This window comes from Pseudomonas sp. FP1740, from assembly GCF_030687165.1.
In the GTDB taxonomy this organism is placed as follows: Bacteria; Pseudomonadota; Gammaproteobacteria; order Pseudomonadales; family Pseudomonadaceae; genus Aquipseudomonas.
The window spans coordinates 96,310-120,826 of record NZ_CP117461.1; the positions used below are offsets into that span (position 1 = coordinate 96,310).

The 24,517-nt window shown below is 57.8% G+C and carries 26 protein-coding genes and 1 rRNA gene; 11 read left to right on the plus strand and 16 right to left on the minus strand.

Annotated features, from left to right (window positions below; genetic code table 11):
• The first annotated feature begins 19 nt into the window (after window positions 1–19).
• Both PSH69_RS00450 and PSH69_RS00455 read left to right on the plus strand, forming a co-directional pair.
• Window positions 20–565 carry a gamma carbonic anhydrase family protein gene (locus PSH69_RS00450; RefSeq protein ID WP_007940736.1) on the plus strand — a complete coding sequence of 182 codons (546 nt, stop codon included), beginning with the start codon at window positions 20–22 and terminating at the stop codon, window positions 563–565.
• Window positions 566–610: 45 nt separating this feature from the next.
• Complete coding sequence (locus PSH69_RS00455; protein ID WP_305410703.1) at window positions 611–1,261, plus strand: HAD family hydrolase; 651 nt, start codon at window positions 611–613, stop codon at window positions 1,259–1,261.
• A gap of 38 nt (window positions 1,262–1,299) precedes the next feature.
• Here PSH69_RS00455 and PSH69_RS00460 read toward each other — a convergent pair whose 3' ends face one another.
• Window positions 1,300–2,391, minus strand: coding sequence for an aminopeptidase (locus tag PSH69_RS00460; protein ID WP_305410704.1), 1,092 nt, complete (start codon window positions 2,389–2,391; stop codon window positions 1,300–1,302).
• Window positions 2,392–2,450: 59 nt separating this feature from the next.
• On the opposite strand from PSH69_RS00460, the gene PSH69_RS00465 reads away from it, so the two are divergent.
• Entirely contained in the window at window positions 2,451–2,867 is a 417-nt protein-coding gene (locus tag PSH69_RS00465) for a hypothetical protein (RefSeq protein ID WP_305410705.1), read from the plus strand.
• A gap of 40 nt (window positions 2,868–2,907) precedes the next feature.
• Window positions 2,908–3,327, plus strand: a complete 420-nt coding sequence (locus PSH69_RS00470) for a hypothetical protein (RefSeq protein WP_018927244.1) — start codon at window positions 2,908–2,910, stop codon at window positions 3,325–3,327.
• A gap of 6 nt (window positions 3,328–3,333) precedes the next feature.
• Here the strand turns inward: PSH69_RS00470 and PSH69_RS00475 are convergent, their stop codons facing one another.
• Together PSH69_RS00475 and PSH69_RS00480 are read right to left on the minus strand one after the other, a co-directional pair.
• Window positions 3,334–3,567, minus strand: a complete 234-nt coding sequence (locus PSH69_RS00475) for a DUF1161 domain-containing protein (RefSeq protein ID WP_305410706.1) — start codon at window positions 3,565–3,567, stop codon at window positions 3,334–3,336.
• 177 nt (window positions 3,568–3,744) lie between these two features.
• Window positions 3,745–4,176, minus strand: coding sequence for an OsmC family protein (locus tag PSH69_RS00480; protein WP_007940742.1), 432 nt, complete (start codon window positions 4,174–4,176; stop codon window positions 3,745–3,747).
• Window positions 4,177–4,412: 236 nt separating this feature from the next.
• Between PSH69_RS00480 and PSH69_RS00485 the strand changes: the two genes are divergently transcribed.
• Window positions 4,413–5,414: an LLM class flavin-dependent oxidoreductase gene (locus tag PSH69_RS00485; RefSeq protein ID WP_064615703.1), complete on the plus strand. Its 1,002-nt coding sequence runs from the start codon at window positions 4,413–4,415 to the stop codon at window positions 5,412–5,414.
• A 64-nt stretch (window positions 5,415–5,478) separates the two neighbouring features.
• Here the strand turns inward: PSH69_RS00485 and PSH69_RS00490 are convergent, their stop codons facing one another.
• Both PSH69_RS00490 and PSH69_RS00495 read right to left on the minus strand, forming a co-directional pair.
• Entirely contained in the window at window positions 5,479–5,703 is a 225-nt protein-coding gene (locus tag PSH69_RS00490) for a DUF1161 domain-containing protein (protein ID WP_018927241.1), read from the minus strand.
• Between the two features lie 126 nt (window positions 5,704–5,829).
• Entirely contained in the window at window positions 5,830–6,045 is a 216-nt protein-coding gene (locus PSH69_RS00495; protein ID WP_007940746.1) for a dodecin, read from the minus strand.
• Between the two features lie 156 nt (window positions 6,046–6,201).
• Between PSH69_RS00495 and PSH69_RS00500 the strand changes: the two genes are divergently transcribed.
• On the plus strand, window positions 6,202–6,528 hold the full coding sequence (locus tag PSH69_RS00500) for a YqjD family protein (protein WP_018927239.1): 327 nt from the start codon (window positions 6,202–6,204) through the stop codon (window positions 6,526–6,528).
• On the opposite strand, the gene PSH69_RS00505 is transcribed toward PSH69_RS00500, so the two are convergent.
• Entirely contained in the window at window positions 6,525–7,418 is an 894-nt protein-coding gene (locus PSH69_RS00505; RefSeq protein WP_018927238.1) for a LysR family transcriptional regulator, read from the minus strand. The two genes, PSH69_RS00500 and PSH69_RS00505, sit on opposite strands and share 4 nt — an antisense overlap.
• A gap of 112 nt (window positions 7,419–7,530) precedes the next feature.
• On the opposite strand from PSH69_RS00505, the gene trpB reads away from it, so the two are divergent.
• The gene (gene trpB / locus PSH69_RS00510; protein ID WP_018927237.1) at window positions 7,531–8,766 is read left to right on the plus strand and encodes a tryptophan synthase subunit beta; all 1,236 of its coding nucleotides are present in this window, start codon (window positions 7,531–7,533) and stop codon (window positions 8,764–8,766) included.
• On the plus strand, window positions 8,766–9,578 hold the full coding sequence (trpA, locus tag PSH69_RS00515) for a tryptophan synthase subunit alpha (RefSeq protein WP_305410707.1): 813 nt from the start codon (window positions 8,766–8,768) through the stop codon (window positions 9,576–9,578). Before trpB ends, trpA begins: the two co-directional genes overlap by 1 nt.
• An 84-nt stretch (window positions 9,579–9,662) precedes the next feature.
• On the opposite strand, the gene PSH69_RS00520 is transcribed toward trpA, so the two are convergent.
• From PSH69_RS00520 to PSH69_RS00565, 10 genes are all read right to left on the minus strand, one after another.
• A complete protein-coding gene (locus PSH69_RS00520; RefSeq protein WP_305410708.1) occupies window positions 9,663–11,624 on the minus strand; it encodes a DUF4105 domain-containing protein in 1,962 nt (653 codons plus the stop codon).
• Window positions 11,621–11,941, minus strand: a complete 321-nt coding sequence (locus tag PSH69_RS00525) for a DUF2388 domain-containing protein (RefSeq protein WP_018927234.1) — start codon at window positions 11,939–11,941, stop codon at window positions 11,621–11,623. Before PSH69_RS00525 ends, PSH69_RS00520 begins: the two co-directional genes overlap by 4 nt.
• Before the next feature lie 27 nt (window positions 11,942–11,968).
• Window positions 11,969–12,286, minus strand: coding sequence for a DUF2388 domain-containing protein (locus tag PSH69_RS00530; protein WP_018927233.1), 318 nt, complete (start codon window positions 12,284–12,286; stop codon window positions 11,969–11,971).
• A gap of 107 nt (window positions 12,287–12,393) precedes the next feature.
• Complete coding sequence (locus PSH69_RS00535; RefSeq protein ID WP_305410709.1) at window positions 12,394–12,711, minus strand: DUF2388 domain-containing protein; 318 nt, start codon at window positions 12,709–12,711, stop codon at window positions 12,394–12,396.
• A gap of 340 nt (window positions 12,712–13,051) precedes the next feature.
• Window positions 13,052–13,267, minus strand: coding sequence for a DUF1127 domain-containing protein (locus PSH69_RS00540; protein ID WP_018927231.1), 216 nt, complete (start codon window positions 13,265–13,267; stop codon window positions 13,052–13,054).
• Between the two features lie 325 nt (window positions 13,268–13,592).
• Window positions 13,593–15,086 (minus strand): acetyl-CoA hydrolase/transferase family protein, encoded by a 1,494-nt coding sequence (locus tag PSH69_RS00545; RefSeq protein ID WP_019580272.1) that lies wholly within the window; start codon window positions 15,084–15,086, stop codon window positions 13,593–13,595.
• Between the two features lie 188 nt (window positions 15,087–15,274).
• Window positions 15,275–16,723: an NAD(P)(+) transhydrogenase (Re/Si-specific) subunit beta gene (locus PSH69_RS00550; protein ID WP_018927229.1), complete on the minus strand. Its 1,449-nt coding sequence runs from the start codon at window positions 16,721–16,723 to the stop codon at window positions 15,275–15,277.
• Window positions 16,723–17,046: an NAD(P) transhydrogenase subunit alpha gene (locus tag PSH69_RS00555; protein WP_003187010.1), complete on the minus strand. Its 324-nt coding sequence runs from the start codon at window positions 17,044–17,046 to the stop codon at window positions 16,723–16,725. Before PSH69_RS00555 ends, PSH69_RS00550 begins: the two co-directional genes overlap by 1 nt.
• 15 nt (window positions 17,047–17,061) lie before the next feature.
• The gene (locus tag PSH69_RS00560; RefSeq protein WP_305410710.1) at window positions 17,062–18,183 is read right to left on the minus strand and encodes a Re/Si-specific NAD(P)(+) transhydrogenase subunit alpha; all 1,122 of its coding nucleotides are present in this window, start codon (window positions 18,181–18,183) and stop codon (window positions 17,062–17,064) included.
• Window positions 18,184–18,617: 434 nt separating this feature from the next.
• Window positions 18,618–19,517: a LysR family transcriptional regulator gene (locus PSH69_RS00565; protein ID WP_305410711.1), complete on the minus strand. Its 900-nt coding sequence runs from the start codon at window positions 19,515–19,517 to the stop codon at window positions 18,618–18,620.
• 157 nt (window positions 19,518–19,674) lie between these two features.
• Here PSH69_RS00565 and PSH69_RS00570 point away from each other — a divergent pair, with 157 nt between their 5' ends.
• The 3 genes from PSH69_RS00570 to PSH69_RS00580 all read left to right on the plus strand — a co-directional run bounded on the left by PSH69_RS00570 (window position 19,675) and on the right by PSH69_RS00580 (window position 24,261).
• The gene (locus PSH69_RS00570; RefSeq protein WP_305410712.1) at window positions 19,675–20,856 is read left to right on the plus strand and encodes an acyl-CoA dehydrogenase; all 1,182 of its coding nucleotides are present in this window, start codon (window positions 19,675–19,677) and stop codon (window positions 20,854–20,856) included.
• A gap of 13 nt (window positions 20,857–20,869) precedes the next feature.
• Window positions 20,870–22,090 carry a CaiB/BaiF CoA-transferase family protein gene (locus PSH69_RS00575; protein ID WP_305410713.1) on the plus strand — a complete coding sequence of 407 codons (1,221 nt, stop codon included), beginning with the start codon at window positions 20,870–20,872 and terminating at the stop codon, window positions 22,088–22,090.
• Between the two features lie 654 nt (window positions 22,091–22,744).
• Window positions 22,745–24,261, plus strand: a 16S ribosomal RNA gene (locus PSH69_RS00580).
• Window positions 24,262–24,517: the final 256 nt, after the last annotated feature.

Sequence of the window (24,517 nt, forward strand, 5' to 3'; positions counted from 1 at the left end):
AACAGAGAGAAACCCTATCGTGACCCTTCGCAAGTATCAGAACTACACGCCGCTGCTGGGCAAAGGCGCTTTTGTCGACGGCTCGGCAGTGGTGATCGGCGACGTCGAAATCGGCGAAGACAGCTCCGTCTGGCCGCTGACGGTGATCCGCGGCGACATGCATCGCATCCGGATCGGTGCGCGCACCAGCGTGCAGGACGGCTGCGTGTTGCACATCACCCATGCAGGGCCATTCAACCCCGATGGCTTTCCGTTACTGATCGGCGACGATGTGACCATCGCGCATAAAGTCATGCTTCATGGTTGCGCCGTGGGCAACCGGATTCTGATCGGCATGGGCAGCATTGTCATGGACGGTGCGGTGGTCGAGGACGATGTGATCATCGGCGCCGGTAGCCTGGTGCCACCGGGTAAGCGCCTGGAAAGCGGTTTCCTTTATGTCGGGAGCCCGGTGAAACAGATCCGGCCGCTGACGGACAAGGAAAAAGCCTTTTTCACCTATAGTGCAGCGAATTACGTGAAGCTCAAGGACCTGCATCTGGCCGAAGGCTACGACCAGCTCTAAGCCGCTTGATAACGGAAAGCGTCTCGCTATTGCTCAGGAATTTCCATGCATTACCAAACCGTACTGTTCGACCTCGATGGCACGCTGACCGACCCGCGTGAAGGCATCACCCGCTCCATCCAGTTCGCCCTGAGCAAACTGGGTATCGATGAACCGGACCTGACCAGGCTCGAACATTTCATTGGCCCGCCATTGTTGCAGGCGTTCATGCAGTTCTATGACTTCGACGAGCCCAAGGCCTGGGAGGCAGTGAACTTCTATCGTGAACGCTTCAAGGTCACCGGCCTGTATGAAAACCGTGTGTTCGACGGCGTCACGCCTCTACTGGAAACCCTCGGTGGCCAAGGGCGGCAGCTGTACATCGCGACCTCCAAGCCATGGGTTTTCGCCCGGGAAATTGCCCGGCACTTCGACTTCGCCAAGCATTTCAAGATGATTTATGGCAGTGAGCTGGATGGCACGCGGACCAACAAGGTCGAGCTGATTGCACACTTGATGGCCGAAGAAGGTCTCGACCCGGCCAATACGCTGATGATCGGCGACCGTAAGCACGACCTGATCGGTGCCCGCAGCAATGGGCTGGACGCGGCAGCGGTGGGTTATGGGTTTGGCAGCCAGGAAGAATTGAGCGCCGAAGCACCGGCGTATCACTTCGAGACGCTGGATGAGTTGCATCAGGCGTTTTTGCAGCGCTGAGCAAATCCCTTCGCGGGCAAGCCCGCGAAGGGGTCCGTTCAGTCATCGGAATTCGCTGATCCTGCCAACGCCCTCAACGCCGCCTTGCGCTCCCCAACCGGCAACGCGCCCACCTTCTCCACTGCCGCATAAAACCTCACCCAATCACCATCGACCTGCCTGAACAGTGTGGTAAACGCTGGCACCCACTGGTCATACAAACCAAACGGTAATAATCGGGCGTTGTTCATCGGGGCGTTGATCCATGCATCGTAGCGATTGTTGCCAGCCCATTGGCTGTCACGCAGGGTCCTGTACTCACGGCGCAATTGTTCGAACTCGGCCGCTTTTCGCTCACGCATTTGGTCGGCCGGCAGCGGCAGGGCGTAAAGCCGTTCAAGCCGGGTGCGAGTGTCCAGAATCAACTGGATGAACTGGTCGCGTTGGCGTATCAACGCTCCATTATCCGGCGGCATGTCTCGGAATGCGCGCCATTGGCGAGTGCCTTCCTGTTCGACGAACGTGGCGAAGGACTCGTTGAACTCGGTGTCGTCTTTTACATAAAAACGTTGGTGGGCGAGTTCGTGGAATATCAGCGTGGCCAACCGTTCGTCGCCCCACGCCATCATCGAGCTAATAATCGGATCGTTGAACCAACCGAGCGTCGAATAGGCCTCGACGCCGCCGATCGACACGTCCATACCTTGCAGGCGTTGCAAGGCGGCCTCACCGCGAGCAGCGCTCTGACTGTAAAAACCGCGATAAGCGACGCAGCCGGCGACGGGGAAGCAATGGTTCTGCGGCTTGAGCGAAAACTCCGGCGTGGCGAAGACATTCCAGACTACATACGGTCGGCCGATGTCGGCGTACAAACGGTAGCTCTGGTTGTCCGGCAGATGCAGGTGTTGGCTGGCGAACGTTCGAGCCTTTTGTGACTGGGCCAGGTGTGCACGCAATTGCCGGTCGCGGTCGGGGTCGGCAATCACATTGGCAATCGGCTCCCGGGCCCGCAGCAAGTGCAGCTGACCACTGGCCAATTGGCCGTAATAGCTGACGCTCGCGCAGCCATTGAGCGACAAAAGAAAAACACCCGGAAACAAAATGCGTAAAACGCGATCAAGTAACCCAAGGCTAGGACGCGGCCTGATCAAAATAAAAACATTCCTGGAAAGTCTGCCCGCAAGACTATCCCGCCTATTGGAGCTCCGCTATGCGCAAATTTATGCTGACGGGAGGCCTGCTGATGCTGGCCGGCTGTGCCGGATTGCCCACCCCTGATCCTTCGCAGGCCTGGATCGATCTTGATCCATTACAGCAAGACGCCGCGCTGCAAGCGCTGAAAGTCGATGACAAGGCTTCCGTCGACAAGCGTTACTTCGAGGTACAGCCCGGCAGCCATGAGCTGAAGGTTCGCTATTTGTTCGCGGTCCAGCCGACCAACATTGGCCCCGACGCCGAGCCGCTGTGGCGCGATTGCCAGCTGAATGTGAAGTTCAAGGACTTCAACGCCGGGCAGCGGTATCAGTTGCAAGCGGGGAACATCGGTTTTCGGCCGTGGGCAAAGCTTTATGATCAGCAGCGAAAAGTGATTGGGCAGGGTAAGCCAGCGGGCTGCCAACGCACCTGATCGGCGCTATGCTGAATGATCAGTCCTTGGGATATTCATCATGCGCAGGTTGTTGCTGTTGCTCGCTGCAGGTGCCTTTGTCGGCTGCACGAGTCCGTTGCCGGCGGTCAATCCGCAGATGGCCTGGGTCGACTTCGCTACGCCAGTTCCCGGCGGGAAACTGCTGATGGCCGATCGTCTGGACAACCAGCGGTTGAGCGATGGCCGTTACTTTCAGGTCACCCCGGGTAGTCATGAGCTAAGGGTACGTTTTGACTTTGAAGTGTTTGGCGGAGGGCCGGGTTTGCTGAACACTCCTCTGGAGCGAATATGCTACCTGACCATCAATTACGACCATTTCGAGGCCGGCCAGCGTTATCTGCTGGAAGCTCGCTCCATAGCGTTCACCCCCAGCGCCCGGCTGTATAACGCCAAGCGGGAGATTGTCGCCGAAGATCGCGAGAGCTACTGCCTCATGTGAGGCGAATCAACGGTCATTTTTTTGGTAGATGATGTTCTTCGTGCCGCCGTCGCACGTGCCGACCACCATATTCTGATCGTGTACTTCGTCTTTGGTGACGATTTCCAGAGTATAGGACGAGACGTTATTGGCCTGGATCTTGGCTTCGATCTCAGCCTTGAGTTCCTCACACGATTTGGTTACCGCGAGAGCCGATGTGGCCAGCGTGCAACAGATAACCGCCAAGGCAAAACGTTTCATGGTTGAAGCTCCCTTGAGGCAGCGCGCACGGTGATGCGCTAAAGCTGCTGTCATTTATTCGACCACAATTACGCCAGCCAGGTTTTGTTTCAACGCAAAAAAGATCGCAGCTTTCGACAGCGCCTACCGATCAATCAATAATCCAGGCGCTGCCGACGGCTGCGATTTTTTATCGGTTTAGCTGACCAACGTCGCATCCAGGCTGATTTTCGCATTCAGCACCTTGGACACCGGGCAGCCCTCTTTGGCCTTGTTGCTCAGTTCCTCGAATTGCGCTTGGGTCGCCCCGGGGATTTTCGCCTTGAGGATCAGTTTCACCGCGGTGATTGCAAAGCCACCGTCCACCTGGTCCAGGGTAACTTCGGCGTTGGTGTCGATGCTGTCGGCCTTGAGGCCGGCCTCACCGAGAATCATTGAAAACGCCATGGAGAAACAGCCAGCGTGGGCCGCGCCGATCAACTCCTCCGGATTGGTGCCTTTACCGCCTTCGAAACGGGCCTTGAAGCCGTAGGGGGCTTCTCTGAGTACGCCGGTTTCCGTGGAGATTGAGCCGATGCCGGTTTTCAGGTCACCTTCCCAATGAGCCGATGCTTTCTTTGTGATAGCCATGTCTGCCTCCTCAAGATCCGGCGCGAAACGTCGCGCCTTCGTGGTTTTCGGTTACCAGGGTTCTGAGGATAGACCGTCGGGCAAAGTTCACCTCATCTGATCAGTCCTCTAATTGCACAGGAATTTTGTCTCTCCTATTGAAACTCGGGTATATGCCCTCATTGCAGAGAACACGCTTACAGACTCGGCAGGTTTTCGTTGGGAAAAACCTGCTTACCCATTGGAGAAGCAGGTTTATGAAACGACTGTCTGAGATCAAGTTTTCGACTCTCGACCTGGTGCCCGTGCGCGAGAACGGCAGTGCGGCCCAGTCTCTACGCAATTCCCTGGACCTGGCCCAGCACGTCGAAAAATTCGGCTACAACCGCTTCTGGGTCGCCGAACACCACAATATGGACGGGATCGCCAGTTCGGCGACCTCGGTCCTGCTGGGCTATCTGGCCGGCGGCACTTCGACCATTCGCGTCGGTTCGGGAGGCGTGATGCTGCCCAACCATGCGCCGCTGGTGATCGCCGAGCAGTTCGGCACCCTTGAAAGCCTGTACCCAGGCCGGATCGACCTGGGCCTGGGTCGCGCGCCCGGCTCCGATCAAATGACCGCCCGCGCCTTGCGTCGTGAACGCTCCGGCAGCGCCGACGACTTCCCGGAAGACGTGGCCGAGTTGATGCGCTACCTCGGCCCGCGCACGCCGGATCAGCGGATCATTGCCATGCCAGGTACCGGCACCAATGTCCCGGTCTGGTTGTTGGGTTCGAGCCTGTTCAGTGCGCAGTTGGCTGGTGAGCGCGGTTTGCCCTACGCCTTTGCTTCACATTTCGCACCGCGCTTCATGCATGAAGCGATTCGCGTCTACCGCAACCACTTCAAGCCTTCAGCGGTGTTGGATAAGCCTTACGTGATGCTCGGTGTGCCGCTGGTGGCGGCAGACACTGACGAGCAGGCCGATTACCTGGCCACTTCGGTGTACCAGCGGATTCTTGCGTTGATGCGTGGCCAGAGCCTGGTGCAACGCCCACCCGTGAAGACCATGGACGGCCTGTGGCTGCCCCATGAGAAAGAAGCGGTCGGTGATTTTCTGGGGCTGGCGATGGTCGGCAGTCCGCAGAAAATCCGCGCCAAGCTTGAGGTGCTGATCGAACAGACCCAGGCGGATGAACTGATTTTCACCTGTGACCTGTACGAACATGCCGATCGCGTGCACTCCTATGAACTGTTGGCACAGGTCATGAAGGGCTGACGCTTGCACAGCACCCACAAAAAAGCCGACGCCATTGCGTCGGCTTTTTCATTTTTGAGGGAGGTCAGCCTTGCTTGTAAACGATTACCTTGGAGCCCTTCTCACATTTTCCGACGACTTTTCCACCGGCAGCAGTACCTTTGTCGACGATCTCCAGCGTGTAATTGGAAACACCCTTGGCGTCCAGTTTTGCAGCGATTTCGGCTTTCAGCTCTTCACACGACTTGACCTGGGCAAAGGCTGTTCCCGCAAGGCTCAACAAACCTACCGCCAGAATAAACTTCTTCATGGGTTGCACTCCTTGGTCGGATCAATAGAGGGAGGGCATCCAGCTACCGGATGCGCTCACTCTGTAGCACTTTGCTGTTTCCTATGGCATTCAGTCGTCGCGCAAGTTCAGCCGGCTGGCTCAAACTCAGCTGCTGGCAATCCGGAACCCGACTTTGAGTGTCACCTGGAAGTGTGCAGCTTTGCCGTCTTTGATATGCCCGCGAGTTTCGGTCACTTCAAACCATTCCATGTACTTGAGGCTTTTGTTGGCTTCGGCCAAGGCATTGTTGATGGCGTCTTCAATGCTGCTGGTGGACGAGCCAACCAGTTCGACTTTCTTGTAGGTGTGATGGTCAGTCATGGCGTTCTCCTTGAGGTGTGAAATACAGCCTAGCAGTGATTTTTCTTATTTCTTCTGTCGACCAATCCGCAGTGATGTTCAGATTTACTGCACTTTCTCGAACCCCTGAAGTCCCAACCAACACACGTCACTCATCAACAATGCAGGAGAGCCATCATGGCCAACACGTCGTTACGCAACGCCTCATTGCAAAGCATGGAAGCCGAGATCGAGAGTCTGTTGAAATCGTTGGAAAGCTTGAAGGATGACGCCTCGGACGAGTCGCGTAAAACTATCAAGACGTTGAAAAGCAACGCCGAGAACGCGCTGAAACACTCACGCCATCTGCTCGCCGATGCTTATGAAGAGGTTAAGGTCAAAACCCGTGAAACCGGGATCGCGACTCGTGACTACGCCCAGGAGCACCCTTGGACTACAGCCGGTGTTGCCGTGGGTGCGCTGGGATTGCTCGCGGCCTACTTACTGTTCAAGCGCGGCCATTAAGGTGTCTGGCGCAGTTCGTTTTTAAGCCACTGCGCCAACTGCCGAGCGCGCCCGTCCGCGGCGCGCTTGGGGAGCCACAACGCCAGTTGCGCCGGGGTTTCACGGAAGCCCCATGGCGCAACCAGGCGACCGGCCTTCACGTCTTCGGCCACCAGCGGCTCGGGCGCGATGGCCACGCCCAGCCCGGCCACTGCCGCTTCCAGTAAGTAATACAAATGCTCGAAGCCCTGGCCGTACTTCAGCGCCTTGTCGTCGAGGCCGCTTTGCTGTGCCCATATCGGCCAGGCTTGCGGACGTGAGGTGGTGTGCAACAAGGGTTCGCTCAACAGTGTGCTTGCCGGTGCGTTTCGTAGTCTTTCGTAGCCGGCAAATCGCGGGCTCATGACCGGGCCGATTCGTTCGCTCACCAACTCGTAGACCTGCATATCCGCCGGCCACGGCGGCTCCGCAAATACCAACAAGGCATCCAGACCAGGCCGTCGTGGATCGAGATCGCCTTCGCCAGCCGACAGGTGCAAGCGCAGATCCGGCAGGTCCGCATTCAGGCGCCCCAAACGCGGAATGAACCAGCGCGCCAAAAGACTGCCCGAGCAGCCGAGTACGAACGGCGCATCGGCGGTGCTTTGGGTCAGCTCGGCGCAAACGCTGCGTAAACGCTCGAAGGCTTCGCCGCTGGCATCGCGCAATCGAACGCCGGCATCTGTGAGTTTAAGGCCGCGTCCATCCTTGATGAACAGGCTCACGCCGAGGTGTTCCTCCAGTACCTTGAGTTGCCGGCTGACCGCGCCATGGGTGACGTGCAGCTGTTCGGCAGCCTGACTGACGCTGTTCAGGCGGGCAGTGGCTTCGAAGGCGCGAAGCGCGTTCAGCGGGGGGAGGTCATGGCTCATGGGATCTGTGAGTTTTCCTGACAGGTTGCGGCGATCTTATCGGTTTTCAGCGTGGGATGTCAGGGGTAGAGTGAACCCCATCGTCACCTCTCGAATACAACTGGAGCGACCCATGACCCAGACTAATCTGCGCAACGGCCCCGACGCCAACGGCCTGTTTGGCGCGTTCGGTGGCCGTTACGTCGCCGAAACCCTGATGCCGTTGATCCTCGATCTGGCCCGTGAATACGAAGCAGCCAAGGAAGATCCGGCATTCAAAGAAGAATTGGCCTACTTTCAGCGTGATTATGTCGGACGTCCAAGCCCACTGTATTTCGCCGAACGCCTGACTGAGTTCTGCGGTGGCGCGAAAATTTACCTCAAGCGCGAAGAGCTGAACCACACCGGCGCGCACAAGATCAACAACTGCATCGGCCAGATCCTGCTGGCGCGGCGCATGGGCAAAAAACGTATCATCGCCGAGACCGGCGCCGGCATGCACGGCGTGGCGACCGCCACCGTGGCCGCGCGTTTCGGCCTCGAATGCGTGATCTACATGGGTACCACTGACATCGAACGTCAGCAAGCCAACGTGTTTCGCATGAAGCTGCTGGGCGCCGAAGTGATCCCGGTAGTCGCGGGCACCGGCACCCTCAAAGACGCAATGAACGAAGCCCTGCGTGACTGGGTGACCAACGTCGACAGCACTTTCTACCTGATCGGCACCGTGGCCGGTCCGCACCCATACCCGGCCATGGTTCGCGACTTCCAGGCCGTCATCGGCAAGGAAACCCGCGAGCAGTTGCAAGCCCAGGAAGGTCGCCTGCCAGACAGCCTGGTGGCGTGCATCGGCGGTGGTTCCAATGCCATGGGCCTGTTCCACCCGTTCCTCGATGACAAGAGCGTCGAGATCATCGGCGTCGAAGCGGCCGGTTACGGCATCGAAACCGGCAAGCACGCGGCCAGCCTGAACGGTGGCGTACCAGGCGTGCTGCACGGTAACCGTACGTTCCTGTTGCAGGACGATGATGGCCAGATCATTGACGCGCACTCGATTTCAGCCGGTCTCGACTATCCAGGCATCGGCCCTGAACACGCCTGGTTGCATGACATCGGCCGCGTCCAGTACACCTCGGTGACCGACGACGAAGCCCTCGACGCATTCCATAAGTGCTGCCGCCTGGAAGGGATTATTCCTGCACTGGAAAGCGCCCATGCCCTGGCCGAAGTGTTCAAGCGCGCACCGACCCTGCCGAAAGATCACCTGATGGTGGTCAACCTGTCCGGCCGTGGCGACAAAGACATGCAAACCGTGATGCACCACATGGAAAACTCTCAACAAGTGCAGTCCAAGCAGGAGAAACACTGATGAGCCGCCTGCAAACGCGTTTTGCCGAACTCAAGGAACAGAACCGCGCCGCCCTGGTGACCTTCGTGACCGCCGGCGATCCGAGCTATGACACGTCCCTGGCGATCCTCAAAGGCTTGCCCGGTGCCGGCGCCGACGTGATCGAGTTGGGCATGCCCTTCACTGATCCGATGGCCGACGGCCCGGCGATCCAGCTGGCCAACATCCGTGCTCTGGGCGCCAAACAGAACCTGGCGAAAACCCTGCAAATGGTTCGCGAGTTCCGCGAAGGCAACAGCGAGACTCCGCTGGTGTTGATGGGTTACTTCAACCCGATTCACATGTACGGCGTGCCGCGTTTCATCGCTGAAGCCAAAGAAGCCGGTGTCGATGGCCTGATCGTGGTCGACATGCCACCAGAACATAACGCTGAATTGTGCGACCCGGCACAGGCGGCAGGCCTGGACTTCATCCGTCTGACCACTCCGACGACTGACGATGGGCGTCTGCCGACCGTACTGAATGGCAGTTCCGGATTTGTTTACTACGTGTCGGTGGCGGGTGTGACCGGTGCGGGCGCGGCGACTCTGGAACATGTCGAAGAAGCCGTCACCCGTCTGCGTCGCCATACCGATCTGCCGATCAGCATCGGCTTCGGTATTCGCACACCGGAGCAGGCAGCGGCCATCGCGCGTCGGGCTGATGGTGTGGTGGTGGGGTCGGCGCTGATCGATCACATCGCCAACGCCTCGACCCCGGATCAGGCTGTGGAGGGCGTACTCAGCCTGTGCGCGGCCTTGTCTGACGGCGTGCGTAAAGCGCGGGTCAGCTGAAAGTAAGAGAGGAACTAGTGCCTCGCGGCACAGCACATACAGCAAGACCGAGGGCTTCAGGACGTTCTGAAGCCCTTTTTGCTTTCAGGGCAACTCCAACCCACCCGCAGCCTTGTGCAACTTCCTCAAATGTTCGCCAACCTGTTTCAGGTTCTCTTCGTTGGCGGCCATTTCAGCAGCGCGGCTTGGCTCGAGCAGCGCTCGCACTTCCTTGTCGAGGTCCCCGGTCAGCACTTGAAGCTGCTTCTGACGCAGATTGCTTTCCGACTCCAGGCGTGTCCACTCGTTCGGCTGTGGCAAACCATAGCCACCGGTGCCGAGCAGTTCGGCCGGACGGCTGAGGAAGCCGCTATTGGCGAGAATCTGCTGCAAGGTCGCGTTGGCTTTATCCATGCCGCCGTTGTTCAATTCCCGAGCGCCCAGGTAGCGCTGTTTGACTTCGTCCTGAGCCAACACTAATTGTTGGCGGAAGCTCGCCTGCTCCAGTAACAGCAATGCCGCGCTGGTGCGCAGGTCCGCCTGGTCAATCCATTTGCGGCGCTCGTCAGCTTTCAATGCCAGCCAGTCTTCGACCTTTTCCTGCTTGATCGGCAAATGCTTTTTCAACACCTCGAACATCGCTTGATAACGCTCGCGGAAGGAGTCGAAGCGATAGCCCAGGCGTAGCGCTTCGCGAGGGTCGTCGAGCACGCTGGTATCCGCCAGTCCGCGGCTCTTGAGTACTTCCAGCAAGCCGTTGGGCATGATGCTGTCGAGCCCTGTCAGCTGGGCATTATTGCTGCCGCTGCGCAGCAGTTTCAGGCTTTCCACGGCGCAGTTGTTGGACAGGAAGAAGTAATTGCCGTCGTAACTCCAGTGCATCTCGGCGGCGTGCTCCACCACGTCTTCGATCTCGCTGCGCGACAGGTTCAGCGGCACCGAGGCCAGGCTGCGCAGTTCGGTTTTGGTGTATTCGTCGATCACCTGGGCCAGCGGCAACACAAACAGGCGCGATGGGTATTTGCCCACCAGCCCATCCCAACTCGACAACTGTACGTCGCCGACGAAGGCGCGGTAGGACAGCACCAGATGTTGATCCAGATCGAGGCGGCAATCCGGCCCGCGAGGCCGACCGGGCGCGCAGATCACCAGTCGCAGCATGCTGTGGCCCCAGCGGCTGACCCAGTTCTGGTTGGCTTCTGCCAGTAGATAATCGACGGCATACACCCGTTCCGGATCGACCTGGCCCAAGGGCTGTTTGGCGAAATCGTTACCCGCATTGAGGAAGGCGAATGATCGGGCGCAGGTGTCTTTGGCGGCGGGCGCCCAGCCGAAGTGTTCTTTGTAGTAGCGATACAGCGCAGGGCGACGGCAGGCATAGCTTGGGTCGAGGAGGAAGTACTCCATGTTGACCGCGACGAACTCCTTCGGGCTGCTCGTCTCGTAGATGTCCGGGCTGCGGGCAATCTGCCGGTTGTGCTGTTCGCGCTCACCGCGCCGACCAACGTATTGCGGCCAGCCGGCCAGATCGAGCAGGCGAGGGTCGTCGCTGAGGGTCCAGCGTCGGTCGGTCTGTCCGCGGCACTGATCCGGGATGCCGATCAGTCCGGAGCTGCTGTTACGTTGTGTGCAGCGCTGGATCAGTGTGCGCTCGGCGTCCGGCCAGAGGCGTGCGCGGTCGTAGATGTGGGTGAGTTCGTGCAACACCGTGGCGAGCATTTCCTGGCGCACGGTGCCGTGGGGACGATAGGTTTTTTTGGTCGCGGCGCTGCCGTCGGTGAGGCTGGCGAGCAGGTTGCGATTCAGGTCGAGCTCGGACACCAGCGATGCCTGGCCATAGGCATTGCTCGGCATGTTGTCGGTCCAGCCGACATCGATGTGCCGGTCCAGCTGCTCGATGAAGCGTGGCGGTAACGCCTGCATGGCTTCATCGAGCAGCGCCTGACTGGCCTGCTGTTGCGCGGGGCTCAGGCCGTCGGTCTTGAGCCGTAATTGCAGGCCGGCCTGGGCCGTGTTGCCAAGCAGCAACACAACCCCGGCCAGCAGCCAGGTGCTTAGTGATTTCACAGTGCGAGGATGGCTTCGGCGAGGACCTGATCACTGGCGTCGCGGGCTTCCGGTACGCGGGTGCGCAAGGTGTCGAAGGCCGCCTCCAGGTGTGCACCACGGATTTCACCCTCGCTGGCGACGAAACTGGCCGCATCGTCGTGGGCTTCACGGACGATCTTCGAATCGCGGATGGACGTGGTGGTATCGGAAGTGAAATCAAGCGTGCGCTGGGAGGCACGAATGATCATGTTACTGGTGGCTACCAGGGTGTGGGCCTGGGCCACGTCGGCCAACAACAGCAGGCCAAGGGTGGCAGCAATCAGCGGGCTACGCATGGAGTGACTCCGGAGAAACAAGGATAACTATTGGACGAGAATTGCCTGCGCCAGTTCAAGGTCGCTGGCATGAAGTTTTGGCTGGGTCCGGCGCAGGTAGATCAAGGCCGATTCCAGTTGTGCTCCTCGCAGTTGGCCGTCACTGGCGATGAACGCTGCAGCGTCATCCCGGGCGGCGATCAGCATTTTATGGTCGAAGGGGGCGGAGGTCACCATGCTGGTGGCATAACCACTGGCTACGGTGCCTTGTGTAGACAGGTTGAAAGCGTCGAAGGCATGGGCCGAGCCCGACCAGCAGGCCGCGAGAAAAACCGGAGTGATCAACAGGCTTGAAAGAAAACGCATGAGGCTCGATAGCTGAAAGCGAGCCCCAAGGCTAGCGCAATGCCCGGGCTAGAGCCAGCGCCGAAACATTGGGACACGACGGGCGTGTCCCGGTTCAGCGCAGTTGCCTAGATCGTCAGGATGGCCTGGGCCAGCTGTGCGTCGGTCGCATTCAGTTGTGGAGCCTGTTGGCGGATATGGTTGAGCGCGCTTTCCAGTTTCGCGCCACGGATGGCACCGTCACTGGCAACGAAGCTGGCGGCATCGTCACGGGCAGCACGGACGATTTTGTTGTCGCGGAAGGAGGACGAGACATCCGAAGTCGCGTCGGAGGAAGCTTTCAGGCCATTAACGATGGAGTCGGTGGTCACGATAAAACTGGAGGCGTGGGCATTGGCAGCCATGGCAAGCAGGGCTGCAGCGCTGAGCAGGCGAAGGGGGGACATGAGGTAGCTCCTTTGGATAGACCTATAGAGAGGTGGCACAGGATCAGACGCCTGTCGTCTTAAAGCGTTCGCCACGGTTTAGACAGATATTAGGCCTGCGTACATCGGTTAGAACAGTCCCGCTTGTTCATGCAGGCGAGCGCAGACACACTTAGAATAAACTGTACTGGTTGTTTTTATATATTTAAAAACTGTAACTGTCGGTGATTTTCTCTTCTGTACGCCCCCAATATGAAGCCCTAGAACGACAAAACCCGTCGTGGTTTCCCACGACGGGTTCTGTTTGTTCAATTCGGGTTGCTGGCGGTGGACCCGGTGGGTCAGAGCCAGCGACGCTAACTTAGCGCCAGAACGGCTTGCTCAGCTCTTCGTAGCGTTGTGCTTCGCTAATCCCGGCGTCAGCCAGCAGACGCGAATCCAGACGAGCCAGTTGATGGCGGCTGGAGATGCGGCGCTGCCACAGCATCAGGTTGGCGATAACGCGCAAAGGCAGGGAAGCCTGGGTTTTTGCAGCAGTGTCTTCGAAGAACAGCTCGGAACTGAGTGTACGTTCCATGGTTGACATCCTTCCGCTTATGGCGGGATTAGGTAGTGGTTTAACTTTGACTGATGCCAATGATCCTCTCGTTTGGCCAGTCTCTGTAGATACAGTTCACCTGTATTGTGAGAGACCAGTTAACTGTTAAACGGGGGTGTACTGGTCTAAATTGAGGCAACTGTACCTATCAGCACCATTATGGTGCATTTATAGGGCTTAGGCTGCAAAAGGTAGGCAATTACGGTAGGAAAAGACCGGTACAGCAGTACAGTTTTTGATTGAAAAGAATGCTGCAACAGCGAGCTGACGAAACTGTGTTTGCGTCAGCTGCTATCTGTATCAATTACACCGCCAGCATGCGCCCGGTTTCTTCCAGGTTCATGTGCCAGCTCAGTGCGTCACGCAGGATATGCGGGGTATGCCCGCCGACCGCGCAAGCAGCAGTGAAGTAGTCATTCAGGGCTGGGCGATAGTCCGGGTGAACACAGTTGTCGATGATGACGCGGGCACGCTCACGCGGCGCCAGGCCTCGGAGGTCGGCCAAGCCGATCTCGGTCACGAGAATGTCGACGTCATGTTCTGTGTGATCGACGTGGCTGACCATGGGAACCACGCTGGAAATCGCCCCGCCCTTGGCGATCGACTTGGTGACAAAAATCGCCAGGTGCGCATTGCGCGCGAAGTCGCCCGAGCCGCCGATGCCATTCATCATCCGCGTGCCGCAGACGTGAGTGGAGTTGACGTTGCCGTACAGGTCGAACTCCAGCGCGGTGTTGATGCCGATGATGCCCAGGCGCCGCACCACTTCGGGGTGATTGGAGATTTCCTGGGGGCGCAGCACCAGCTTGTCCTTATAGTGCTCCAGATTCCCGAATACATCGGCATTGCGCCGGCTCGACAGGGTGATCGAACTGCCCGAAGCGAAGCTCAACTTGCCAGCGTCGATCAAATCGAAAGTCGAATCCTGCAGCACTTCGGAGTACATGGTCAGGTCTTCGAATGGCGAGTCGATCAAGCCGCACATCACCGCGTTGGCGATACTGCCAATACCGGCTTGCAGCGGGCCGAGTTTGTTGGTCATGCGACCGGCAGCCACTTCTTGCTTGAAGAAGTCGATCAGGTGGTCGGCGATGGCCTGGGTGTCCACATCCGGCGGCAGCACAGTAGAGGGCGAGTCGGATTGATTAGTGATCACGATCGCGACGATTTTTTCCGGCGGTATCGGGATGGCAGTGCTGCCGATACGGTCATCGACCTTCACCAGTGGAATAGGCGTGCGGGTAGGCCGGTAGGTAGGGATATAGATGTCGTGCAAGCCTTCGAGATTCGGGTTGTGCGCCAGATTGATCTCGACGATCACGTGTTTGGCGAAAATCGCGAAGCTGGCCGAGTTGCCCACCGAGGTGGTCGGCACGATATGGCCCTGCTCGGTGATCGCCACGGCTTCGATAACCGCGATGTCCGGCAGCTTGAGTTGCTGGTTACGCAGCTGCTCTACGGTTTCCGACAGGTGCTGGTCGATGAACATGACTTCGCCGGCATTGATCGCCTTGCGCAGAGTGCTGTCCACCTGGAACGGCATGCGTCGCGACAGTACGCCGGCTTCAGTCAGCTGTTTGTCGAGGTCGTTGCCCAGACTGGCGCCGGTCATCAAGCTTATTTTCAGCGGCGTGACCTTGGCGCGCTCGGCCAGTGCATGAGGCACGGCCTTGGCTTCGCCGGCTCGGGTAAAGCCGCTCATGCCGACGGTCATGCCGTCCTGAATCAGAGCGGCAGCGTCGGCGGCGCTCATTACCTTGTCCAACAATGAAGGCAAGCGAATACGGTCACGGTACATGATTGTTATCTCGGGCAACGGAAGCAAGGTGCGCAGTCTAGTGAATTCGAGCGGTGCCCGTCCCGCTACCAAGGTCGCATTCGGGGCGTCTATTCCGGTGCTTTCAGGCAAAACACCTTTACAGGATCGGTAACAGACGCAAACAAAAACGCCCCGACGAGTCGGGGCGTTCAGGTTGCCGAAGGGGTTTACTCGACGGCTTTAACCATGTCTTCGATGACTTTCTTGGCGTCGCCGAAAACCATCATGGTCTTGTCCAGATAGAACAACTCGTTGTCCAGACCGGCATAGCCGCTGGCCATCGAGCGCTTGTTGACGATGATGGTCTTGGCCTTGAACGCTTCGAGAATCGGCATGCCGGCAATCGGGGATTTCGGGTCGTTCTTGGCTGCCGGGTTCACCACGTCGTTGGCGCCGAGCACCAGCACCACGTCGGCCTGGCCGAACTCGGAGTTGATGTCTTCCATCTCGAACACCTGGTCGTAAGGCACTTCGGCCTCGGCCAGCAATACGTTCATGTGGCCAGGCATCCGGCCGGCAACCGGGTGAATCGCATACTTCACGGTCACGCCACGGTGGCTCAGTTTCTCGGTCAGCTCTTTCAAGGCGTGCTGCGCCCGTGCTACCGCCAGGCCATAGCCTGGAACGATGATCACGGTGTCGGCGTTGGTCAGCAGGAAGGTGGCGTCATCAGCCGAACCGGATTTCACCGGACGGGCTTCCTTGGAGCCCGCCGGGCCAGCATCCGCGGTGTTGCCGAAGCCGCCGAGCAGTACGTTGAAGAACGAACGGTTCATCGCCTTGCACATGATGTACGAGAGGATCGCACCGCTTGAGCCCACCAGCGAGCCGGCAATGATCAGCATCGAGTTGTTCAGCGAGAAGCCGATACCCGCTGCAGCCCAGCCGGAGTAGCTGTTGAGCATCGACACCACGACGGGCATGTCGGCGCCGCCGATCGGGATGATGATCAGCACGCCCATCACGAAGGCCAGGATCAGCATCAGGGCAAAGGCGCTGAAGTTGCCGGTCAGCATGAACGTGACGCCCAGTGCCAGCGTCGCCAGACCCAGCAGCAGGTTCAGTTTGTGCTGACCGCTGAACTGTACTGGTGCGCCCTGGAACAGGCGGAACTTGTACTTGCCCGACAGCTTGCCAAACGCGATCACCGAACCGGAGAAGGTGATTGCACCGATGGCCGCGCCGAGGAACAGCTCCAGACGGTTACCCGCCGGAATCGAATCGCCCAGATGTTTAACAATGCCCAACGATTGCGGCTCGACGACGGCTGCAATGGCGATGAACACCGCCGCCAGACCGATCATGCTGTGCATGAAGGCGACCAGCTCCGGCATTTTGGTCATTTCAACGCGCTTGGCCATGATCGAACCGGCGGTACCGCCGGCCAGCAGACCGACGATGACGTAGCCGATGCCGGCGGTAGCACCGCCTTGCTCAATGGAGAGCGCCGCCAACTTATAGATGAGACCGATGGTGGTGAGGATCGCCAAGGCCATGCCGAGCATGCCGTACACGTTGCCGCGCCGCGACGTGGTCGGGTGCGACAGGCCTTTGAGGGCCTGGATGAAGCAGATCGACGCGATCAGGTACAGCGTCGTTACCAGGTTCATGCTCATTACTTGGGCGCCTCTTCTTTTACGGCTTTCGGGGCTTTTTTCTTGAACATCTCAAGCATGCGACGGGTGACCAGGAAACCACCGAACACGTTCACGGCCGCCAGAGCCACCGCCAGGGTGCCCATGGTTTTGCCCAATGGTGTTACGGTCAAAGCGGCCGCCAGCATCGCGCCGACGATCACAATCGCCGAAATGGCGTTGGTCACCGCCATCAATGGCGTGTGCAGTGCAGGTGTAACGTTCCAGACCACGTGATAACCGACATAAATCGCCAGCACGAAGATGATCAGGTTGTAGATACCGGGGGAGATAAGCTCTTCCATCGTCTGAATCCCTGCTTAGGCGTTTTTGCGGATGACTTGGCCGTCGCGGCACATTAGGCACGCGGCGACGATGTCGTCTTCTAGGTTCACTTCGAACTGGCCTTCCTTGTTGAAGACCAGCTTCAGGAAGTCCAGCAGGTTGCGTGCGTACAGCGCCGAAGCGTCTGCCGCCACCCCACCGGCCAGATTGGTCGGACCGACAATGGTCACGCCATTCGAGACCACGACCTGGTCCGCCACGGTCAGCGGGCAGTTGCCGCCCTGGGCTGCAGCGAGGTCGACAACCACCGAGCCTGGCTTCATCTGCGCCACGGTTTCGGCGCTGAGCAGCGTCGGCGCCTTGCGACCCGGGATCAGTGCCGTGGTGATGATGATGTCAGCCTGCTTGGCGCGTTCGTGTACGGCCAAGGCCTGACGCTGCATCCAGCTGGCCGGCATGGGGCGCGCATAGCCGCCGACGCCGACGGCGCATTCGCGTTCTTCATCGGTTTCGTACGGCACGTCGACGAATTTCGCACCCAAGGATTCAATTTGCTCCTTCACCGCAGGACGCACATCGGACGCTTCGATCACGGCACCCAGACGTTTTGCCGTGGCAATCGCCTGCAAACCGGCCACACCGGCACCAAGAATCAGCACGCGCGCCGCTTTCACAGTGCCCGCTGCGGTCATCAGCATCGGCATGAAGCGTGGGTAGTAGTGAGCGGCCAGCAGCACCGATTTATAGCCGGCGATGTTCGCTTGGGAGGACAGCACATCCAGGCTCTGGGCGCGGGAGGTGCGTGGCGCAGCTTCCAGCGCAAACGCGGTAATGCCGCATTCGGCCAGTTTGGCGATGGTTTCATTGCTGAACGGGTTGAGCATGCCGACCACTACGGTGCCGCTCTTGATCAGCGTCAGTTCGCTGTCGCTGGGGGCGACCACCTTGAGAATCAGCTCGGCACCAAACGCATCGTTGGCGCTGCCAATGGTTGCGCCTGCCGCTTCATAAGCACTGTCGACGACGCTGGCGTTAATGCCGGCGCCGCTTTGTACAGTGACCTTATGACCCTGGCCGATCAGCTTCTTGATGGTTTCCGGGGTTGCAGCAACCCGCGTTTCACCCGTCTGGGTTTCGAGAGGAACACCAATGTGCACGTCAAATCTCCTGCGTGATCTTATTGAGTAAACCCAGGCACTTCGGATGGTGCGGCTGGGGCGGCCGATCAGCACGACCCCACCAAATCAGGGCGGGGCGCGGCATTTTGCAGGCGAACTTTGTGCCCTTCAAGGGATTATGACGGGTGACGGAAAATTAACTACAAGTCACCCCGTGACCGAATGTCGCACCTTTCCGTTAAACCCTTTGCAGGCCGTGGCTTCTAAGGATTTTTGCCAAAATTCAAGAATTTATACATCCGCACGGTGAATAGGTTGTCATTGCCTGCCAATAGAGGCTCAAAGCCACGTACTCAAACGCTTGTGGGACGTTTGTGCTGTTTGTCGGTACAGTCTGTCAATATGCGACAAATACTTATATCTGTAGTGCTTTTGTTTTGCTGACTACGCGGTCAACTAATGGGTGTGAGCCTTTATCCTTCTAGGTTGTAGCTGTGTGCCTGATTCACCAGCCAATCGCGAAAAGCTTTCAAAGAGGCTGATTCGACCTTTCGATCAGGAATCATCAGGTAGTAGGCCTTGATGCTCGATAGTGCTTGGGTATTGGCAATGACCAGACGCTTCTCCGCCAATTCGCGTTGAATCAGGAATGGCGGAATCAGCGCGATCCCCATGTCATGCATCGCTGCCTGGGCGAGCATGGAGAATAGCTCGTAACGCGGTCCTGTCATGTCTCGCGGGATATTCAGGTTCTGGGAGTTGAACCATTGGCGCCAGGCATAAGGGCGAGTGGTCTGTTGCAGCAAGGGCAACTCGGCGATTTCACCGGGGCTCAGGTTGGTTTTTTGGCCCAGCAGCATGGGGCTGCACACCGGCATCGGGTTCTCGCCCATTAACCTGTGGGATTCGGTACCTGGCCAGTCGGCGTCGCCGAAATAAATGGCGGCATCGAAGTCGGTGTCGGCAAACAGGAAGGGGCGCGTACGGTTGGTGAGGTTGACCGTCACCTCCGGGTGTTTGTGTTGGAAATCCTTGAGTCGTGGCAGCAGCCATTGAGTGCCGAAGGTCGGAACTACCGCCAGTTCGATCGAGTTGGCGCCTTGCTGGCCCATCACTGACAAAGTGTCCCGTTCAACCGCGTCGAGTTGGGTGGCCACCCTGCGGCTGTAGGAAAGCCCGGCTTCTGTCAGCTTCACTCCACGCCGTGAACGCCGGAAAAGCTCGACATTGAGGAACTCCTCGAGACTGGCTATCTGTCGGCAAATCGCTCCCTGAGTGAGAGAAAGCTCCTGGGCAGCCTTGGTAAAGCTCTCGTGGCGCGCTGCCGCTTCAAAGCTGATCAGGGCTGTTGTGCTGGGGATCTTCCTGCGCATGTACGTCAACCTCACTAATGCATTGCATAAAGGCGATTTTGCAACGTTTCGAAGTGAGAAATTAGCACAACAGTATGCGAAAACCTCGTTTGCCGGGACGCCGAACCCGGCCTAGGATCAATCCACGTTATTTGACCCGATTCGAGAGGACTCACTCATGGGCGGTAAAGTTAGCTTCAACTGGATCGATCCCCTGTTGCTGGATCAACAGCTCACTGAAGAAGAACGCATGATTCGCGACACGGCCGAGCAGTTTGCTCAGCAGAAGCTCGCACCGCGTGTTCTCGAAGCTTTCCGTCATGAGAAGACTGACCCGGCGATCTTCCGTGAGATGGGTGAGGTGGGTCTGCTGGGTGCGACCATCCCTGAGCAATACGGTGGCAGCGGCCTGAACTATGTCAGCTACGGCCTGATTGCCCGTGAGGTCGAGCGTGTCGACTCCGGCTATCGCTCGATGATGAGTGTGCAGTCTTCGCTGGTCATGGTTCCGATCAATGAATTCGGCACCGAAGCACAGAAGCAGAAATACCTGCCGAAGCTGGCCACGGGTGAATGGATTGGTTGCTTCGGTCTGACCGAGCCCAACCACGGCTCAGACCCGGGCGCGATGATTACTCGTGCACGCAAAGTGGAAGGTGGCTACAGCCTCACCGGCAGCAAGATGTGGATTACCAACAGTCCGATCGCTGATGTATTCGTGGTTTGGGCCAAGGACGATGCGGGCGACATTCGTGGCTTTGTGCTCGAGAAGGGCTGGAAAGGTCTGAGCGCTCCGGCGATTCATGGCAAGGTCGGCTTGCGTGCATCCATCACCGGCGAGATCGTCATGGACAACGTGTTTGTTCCTGAAGAGAACATCTTCCCGGATGTCCGTGGTTTGAAAGGCCCTTTTACCTGCCTTAACTCGGCGCGTTACGGCATTTCCTGGGGCGCACTGGGCGCTGCCGAGTTCTGCTGGCACACCGCTCGCCAGTACACCCTGGATCGTCAGCAGTTTGGTCGTCCATTGGCGGCCACTCAGTTGATCCAGAAGAAGCTGGCCGACATGCAGACCGAAATCACTTTGGCGCTGCAAGGCTGCCTGCGTCTGGGGCGCATGAAAGATGAAGGGACTGCCGCGGTCGAGATCACTTCGATGATGAAGCGCAACTCCTGCGGCAAGTCCCTCGACATCGCCCGCATGGCGCGCGACATGCTGGGTGGCAACGGTATCTCCGATGAGTTCGGTGTCGCTCGCCACCTGGTCAACCTGGAAGTGGTGAATACCTATGAAGGTACGCATGACGTCCATGCGTTGATCCTCGGTCGCGCGCAGACCGGCCTCCAGGCGTTCTATTAATAGGAGAACGGCCATGGGCGCGCTTTCGCATCTACGGGTACTGGATTTGTCGCGGGTGCTCGCCGGGCCTTGGGCCGGGCAGATCCTTGCGGACCTTGGCGCTGACGTCATCAAGGTCGAGCGCCCGGGCAATGGCGATGACACGCGTGCCTGGGGGCCTCCGTTCCTTAAAGACGCGTATGGCGAGAACACCAGCGAGGCGGCCTATTACTTGTCCGCCAACCGCAACAAGCAATCGGTGACCATCGACTTCACGCGACCAGAGGGGCAGCGGCTGGTGCGTGAGTTGGCGGCGAAGTCGGATATCCTCATCGAGAACTTCAAGGTCGGTGGTCTTGCGGCATATGGGCTGGACTACGAGTCGCTAAAGGTGGCCAATCCGAAGCTGATCTATTGCTCGATCACCGGGTTCGGTCAGACCGGCCCGTATGCCAAGCGTGCGGGTTATGACTTCATGATCCAGGGCTTGGGCGGTCTGATGAGTTTGACCGGTCGCCCCGAAGGAGATGAAGGTGCGGGCCCGGTGAAAGTCGGCGTGGCGCTGACAGACATTCTGACTGGGCTCTATTCAACGGTAGCGATCCTGGCTGCGCTGGGTCATCGGGATCATGGCGGTGGCGGTCAGCACATTGATATGGCATTGCTGGACGTTCAGGTGGCGTGTCTGGCGAACCAGGCGATGAACTACCTGACGACGGGCATTGCGCCTAAGCGCCTGGGCAACGCCCATCCGAACATCGTGCCTTATCAGGACTTTCCTACAGCCGATGGCGACTTCATCCTCACCGTGGGTAATGATGGGCAGTTCCGCAAATTTGCGGAGGTGGCCGGGCAGCCTCAGTGGGCGGATGATCCGCGTTTTGCGACCAATAAGTTAAGGGTGGTAAATCGGGCGGTGCTGATCCCGCTGATCCGTCAGGCGACCGTGTTCAAGACCACTGCTGAATGGGTGACGCAGTTGGAGCAGGCAGGCGTGCCGTGTGGGCCGATCAATGACCTGGCCCAGGTGTTTGCCGACCCTCAGGTTCAGGCTCGTGGGTTGGCTATTGAGCTGCCTCATGCTTTGGCCGGGATCGTACCGCAAGTTGCGAGCCCGATACGCCTGTCCGAGACGCCAGTGGAGTACCGTAGCGCACCTCCTTTACTGGGTGAGCACACGCTGGAGGTTTTGCAGCGGGTATTGGGTCTGGATGCCGGTGCAGTCGCTGCTTTCAAAGAGGCGGGGGTGCTCTGAAGTCCTCTTCTATTATAGAGGGAGTGGTTTTGCTCTCCTCTATAGAAGGAAAGCGGGCGGTTTTCCGGCTTTCTGCAAGCTATTGATAGAAAAGCCAAATTAGAGGTTGACGGCAGATTCTGGACGTCTATAATTCGCCCCACTTCCGGCGCAGTCGAAACGGAAAACTCCTTGGTAAACAACGAGTTACGTAGTTTTCGACAGCGATTACGCTTCAGTTCATCGAGGCCAGAAGGAGTTGGTAAGGCAGGATGTTGTCGCCTTATTAACGATTCGATCTTCTCGGTCGAAAGCGGAGAAAAAGAGGTGTTGACAGCAGCGACTAACGCTGTAGAATTCGCCTCCCGCTAACGAGAGATCGGAAGCGCAAGTGGTTGAAGTTGCTGATGTTTCTTACGGGAAACTTTGAAAACTTCTGAAAATAACCGCTTGACAGCAACAGAGGCTGCTGTAGAATGCGCGCCTCGGTTGAGACGAAAGCTCTTAACCAACCGCTCTTTAACAACTGAATCAAGCAATTCGTGTGGGTGCTTGTGGAGTCAGACTGATAGTCAACAAGATTATCAGCATCACAAGTTACTCCGCGAGAAATCAAAGATGTAACCAACGATTGCTGAGCCAAGTTTAGGGTTTCTTAAAAACCCAAAGATGTTTGAACTGAAGAGTTTGATCATGGCTCAGATTGAACGCTGGCGGCAGGCCTAACACATGCAAGTCGAGCGGCAGCACGGGTACTTGTACCTGGTGGCGAGCGGCGGACGGGTGAGTAATGCCTAGGAATCTGCCTGGTAGTGGGGGATAACGTTCGGAAACGAACGCTAATACCGCATACGTCCTACGGGAGAAAGCAGGGGACCTTCGGGCCTTGCGCTATCAGATGAGCCTAGGTCGGATTAGCTAGTTGGTGAGGTAATGGCTCACCAAGGCGACGATCCGTAACTGGTCTGAGAGGATGATCAGTCACACTGGAACTGAGACACGGTCCAGACTCCTACGGGAGGCAGCAGTGGGGAATATTGGACAATGGGCGAAAGCCTGATCCAGCCATGCCGCGTGTGTGAAGAAGGTCTTCGGATTGTAAAGCACTTTAAGTTGGGAGGAAGGGCAGTTACCTAATACGTAATTGTTTTGACGTTACCGACAGAATAAGCACCGGCTAACTCTGTGCCAGCAGCCGCGGTAATACAGGGTGCAGCGTTATCGGAATTACTGGGCGTAAGCGCGCGTAGGGTTCGTTAAGTTGGATGTGAAATCCCCGGCTCAACCTGGGAACTGCATTCAAAACTGTCGAGCGAGTATGGTAGAGGGTGGTGGAATTTCCTGTGTAGCGGTGAAATGCGTAGATAGGAACACCTCGAAGGCGACCACCTGGACTGATACTGACACTGAGGTGCGAAAGCGTGGGAGCAAACAGGATTAGATACCCTGGTAGTCCACGCCGTAAACGATGTCAACTAGCCGTTGGGAGCCTTGAGCTCTTAGTGGCGCAGCTAACGCATTAAGTTGACCGCCTGGGGAGTACGGCCGCAAGGTTAAAACTCAAATGAATTGACGGGGGCCCGCACAAGCGGTGGAGCATGTGGTTTAATTCGAAGCAACGCGAAGAACCTTACCAGGCCTTGACATCCAATGAACTTTCCAGAGATGGATTGGTGCCTTCGGGAGCATTGAGACAGGTGCTGCATGGCTGTCGTCAGCTCGTGTCGTGAGATGTTGGGTTAAGTCCGTAACGAGCGCAACCCTTGTCCTTAGTTACCAGCACGTAATGGTGGGCACTCTAAGGAGACTGCCGGTGACAAACCGGAGGAAGGTGGGGATGACGTCAAGTCATCATGGCCCTTACGGCCTGGGCTACACACGTGCTACAATGGTCGGTACAGAGGGTTGCCAAGCCGCGAGGTGGAGCTAATCCCACAAAACCGATCGTAGTCCGGATCGCAGTCTGCAACTCGACTGCGTGAAGTCGGAATCGCTAGTAATCGCGAATCAGAATGTCGCGGTGAATACGTTCCCGGGCCTTGTACACACCGCCCGTCACACCATGGGAGTGGGTTGCACCAGAAGTAGCTAGTCTAACCTTCGGGGGGACGGTTACCACGGTGTGATTCATGACTGGGGTGAAGTCGTAACAAGGTAGCCGTAGGGGAACCTGCGGCTGGATCACCTCCTTAATCGACGACATCAGCTGCTCCATAAGTTCCCACACGAATTGCTTGATTCATTGAAGAAGACGATAGGCTGACCATGTGAGGTGGCCTTGAATCGTTAAAGCTTAGAAATGAATATTCCGCTGTGAATATTGATTTCTAGTCTTTTGATTAGATCGTTCTTTAAAAATTTGGGTATGTGATAGAAAGATAGACTGAACGTTACTTTCACTGGTAACGGATCAGGCTAAGGTAAAATTTGTGAGTTGCTCTTTGAGCA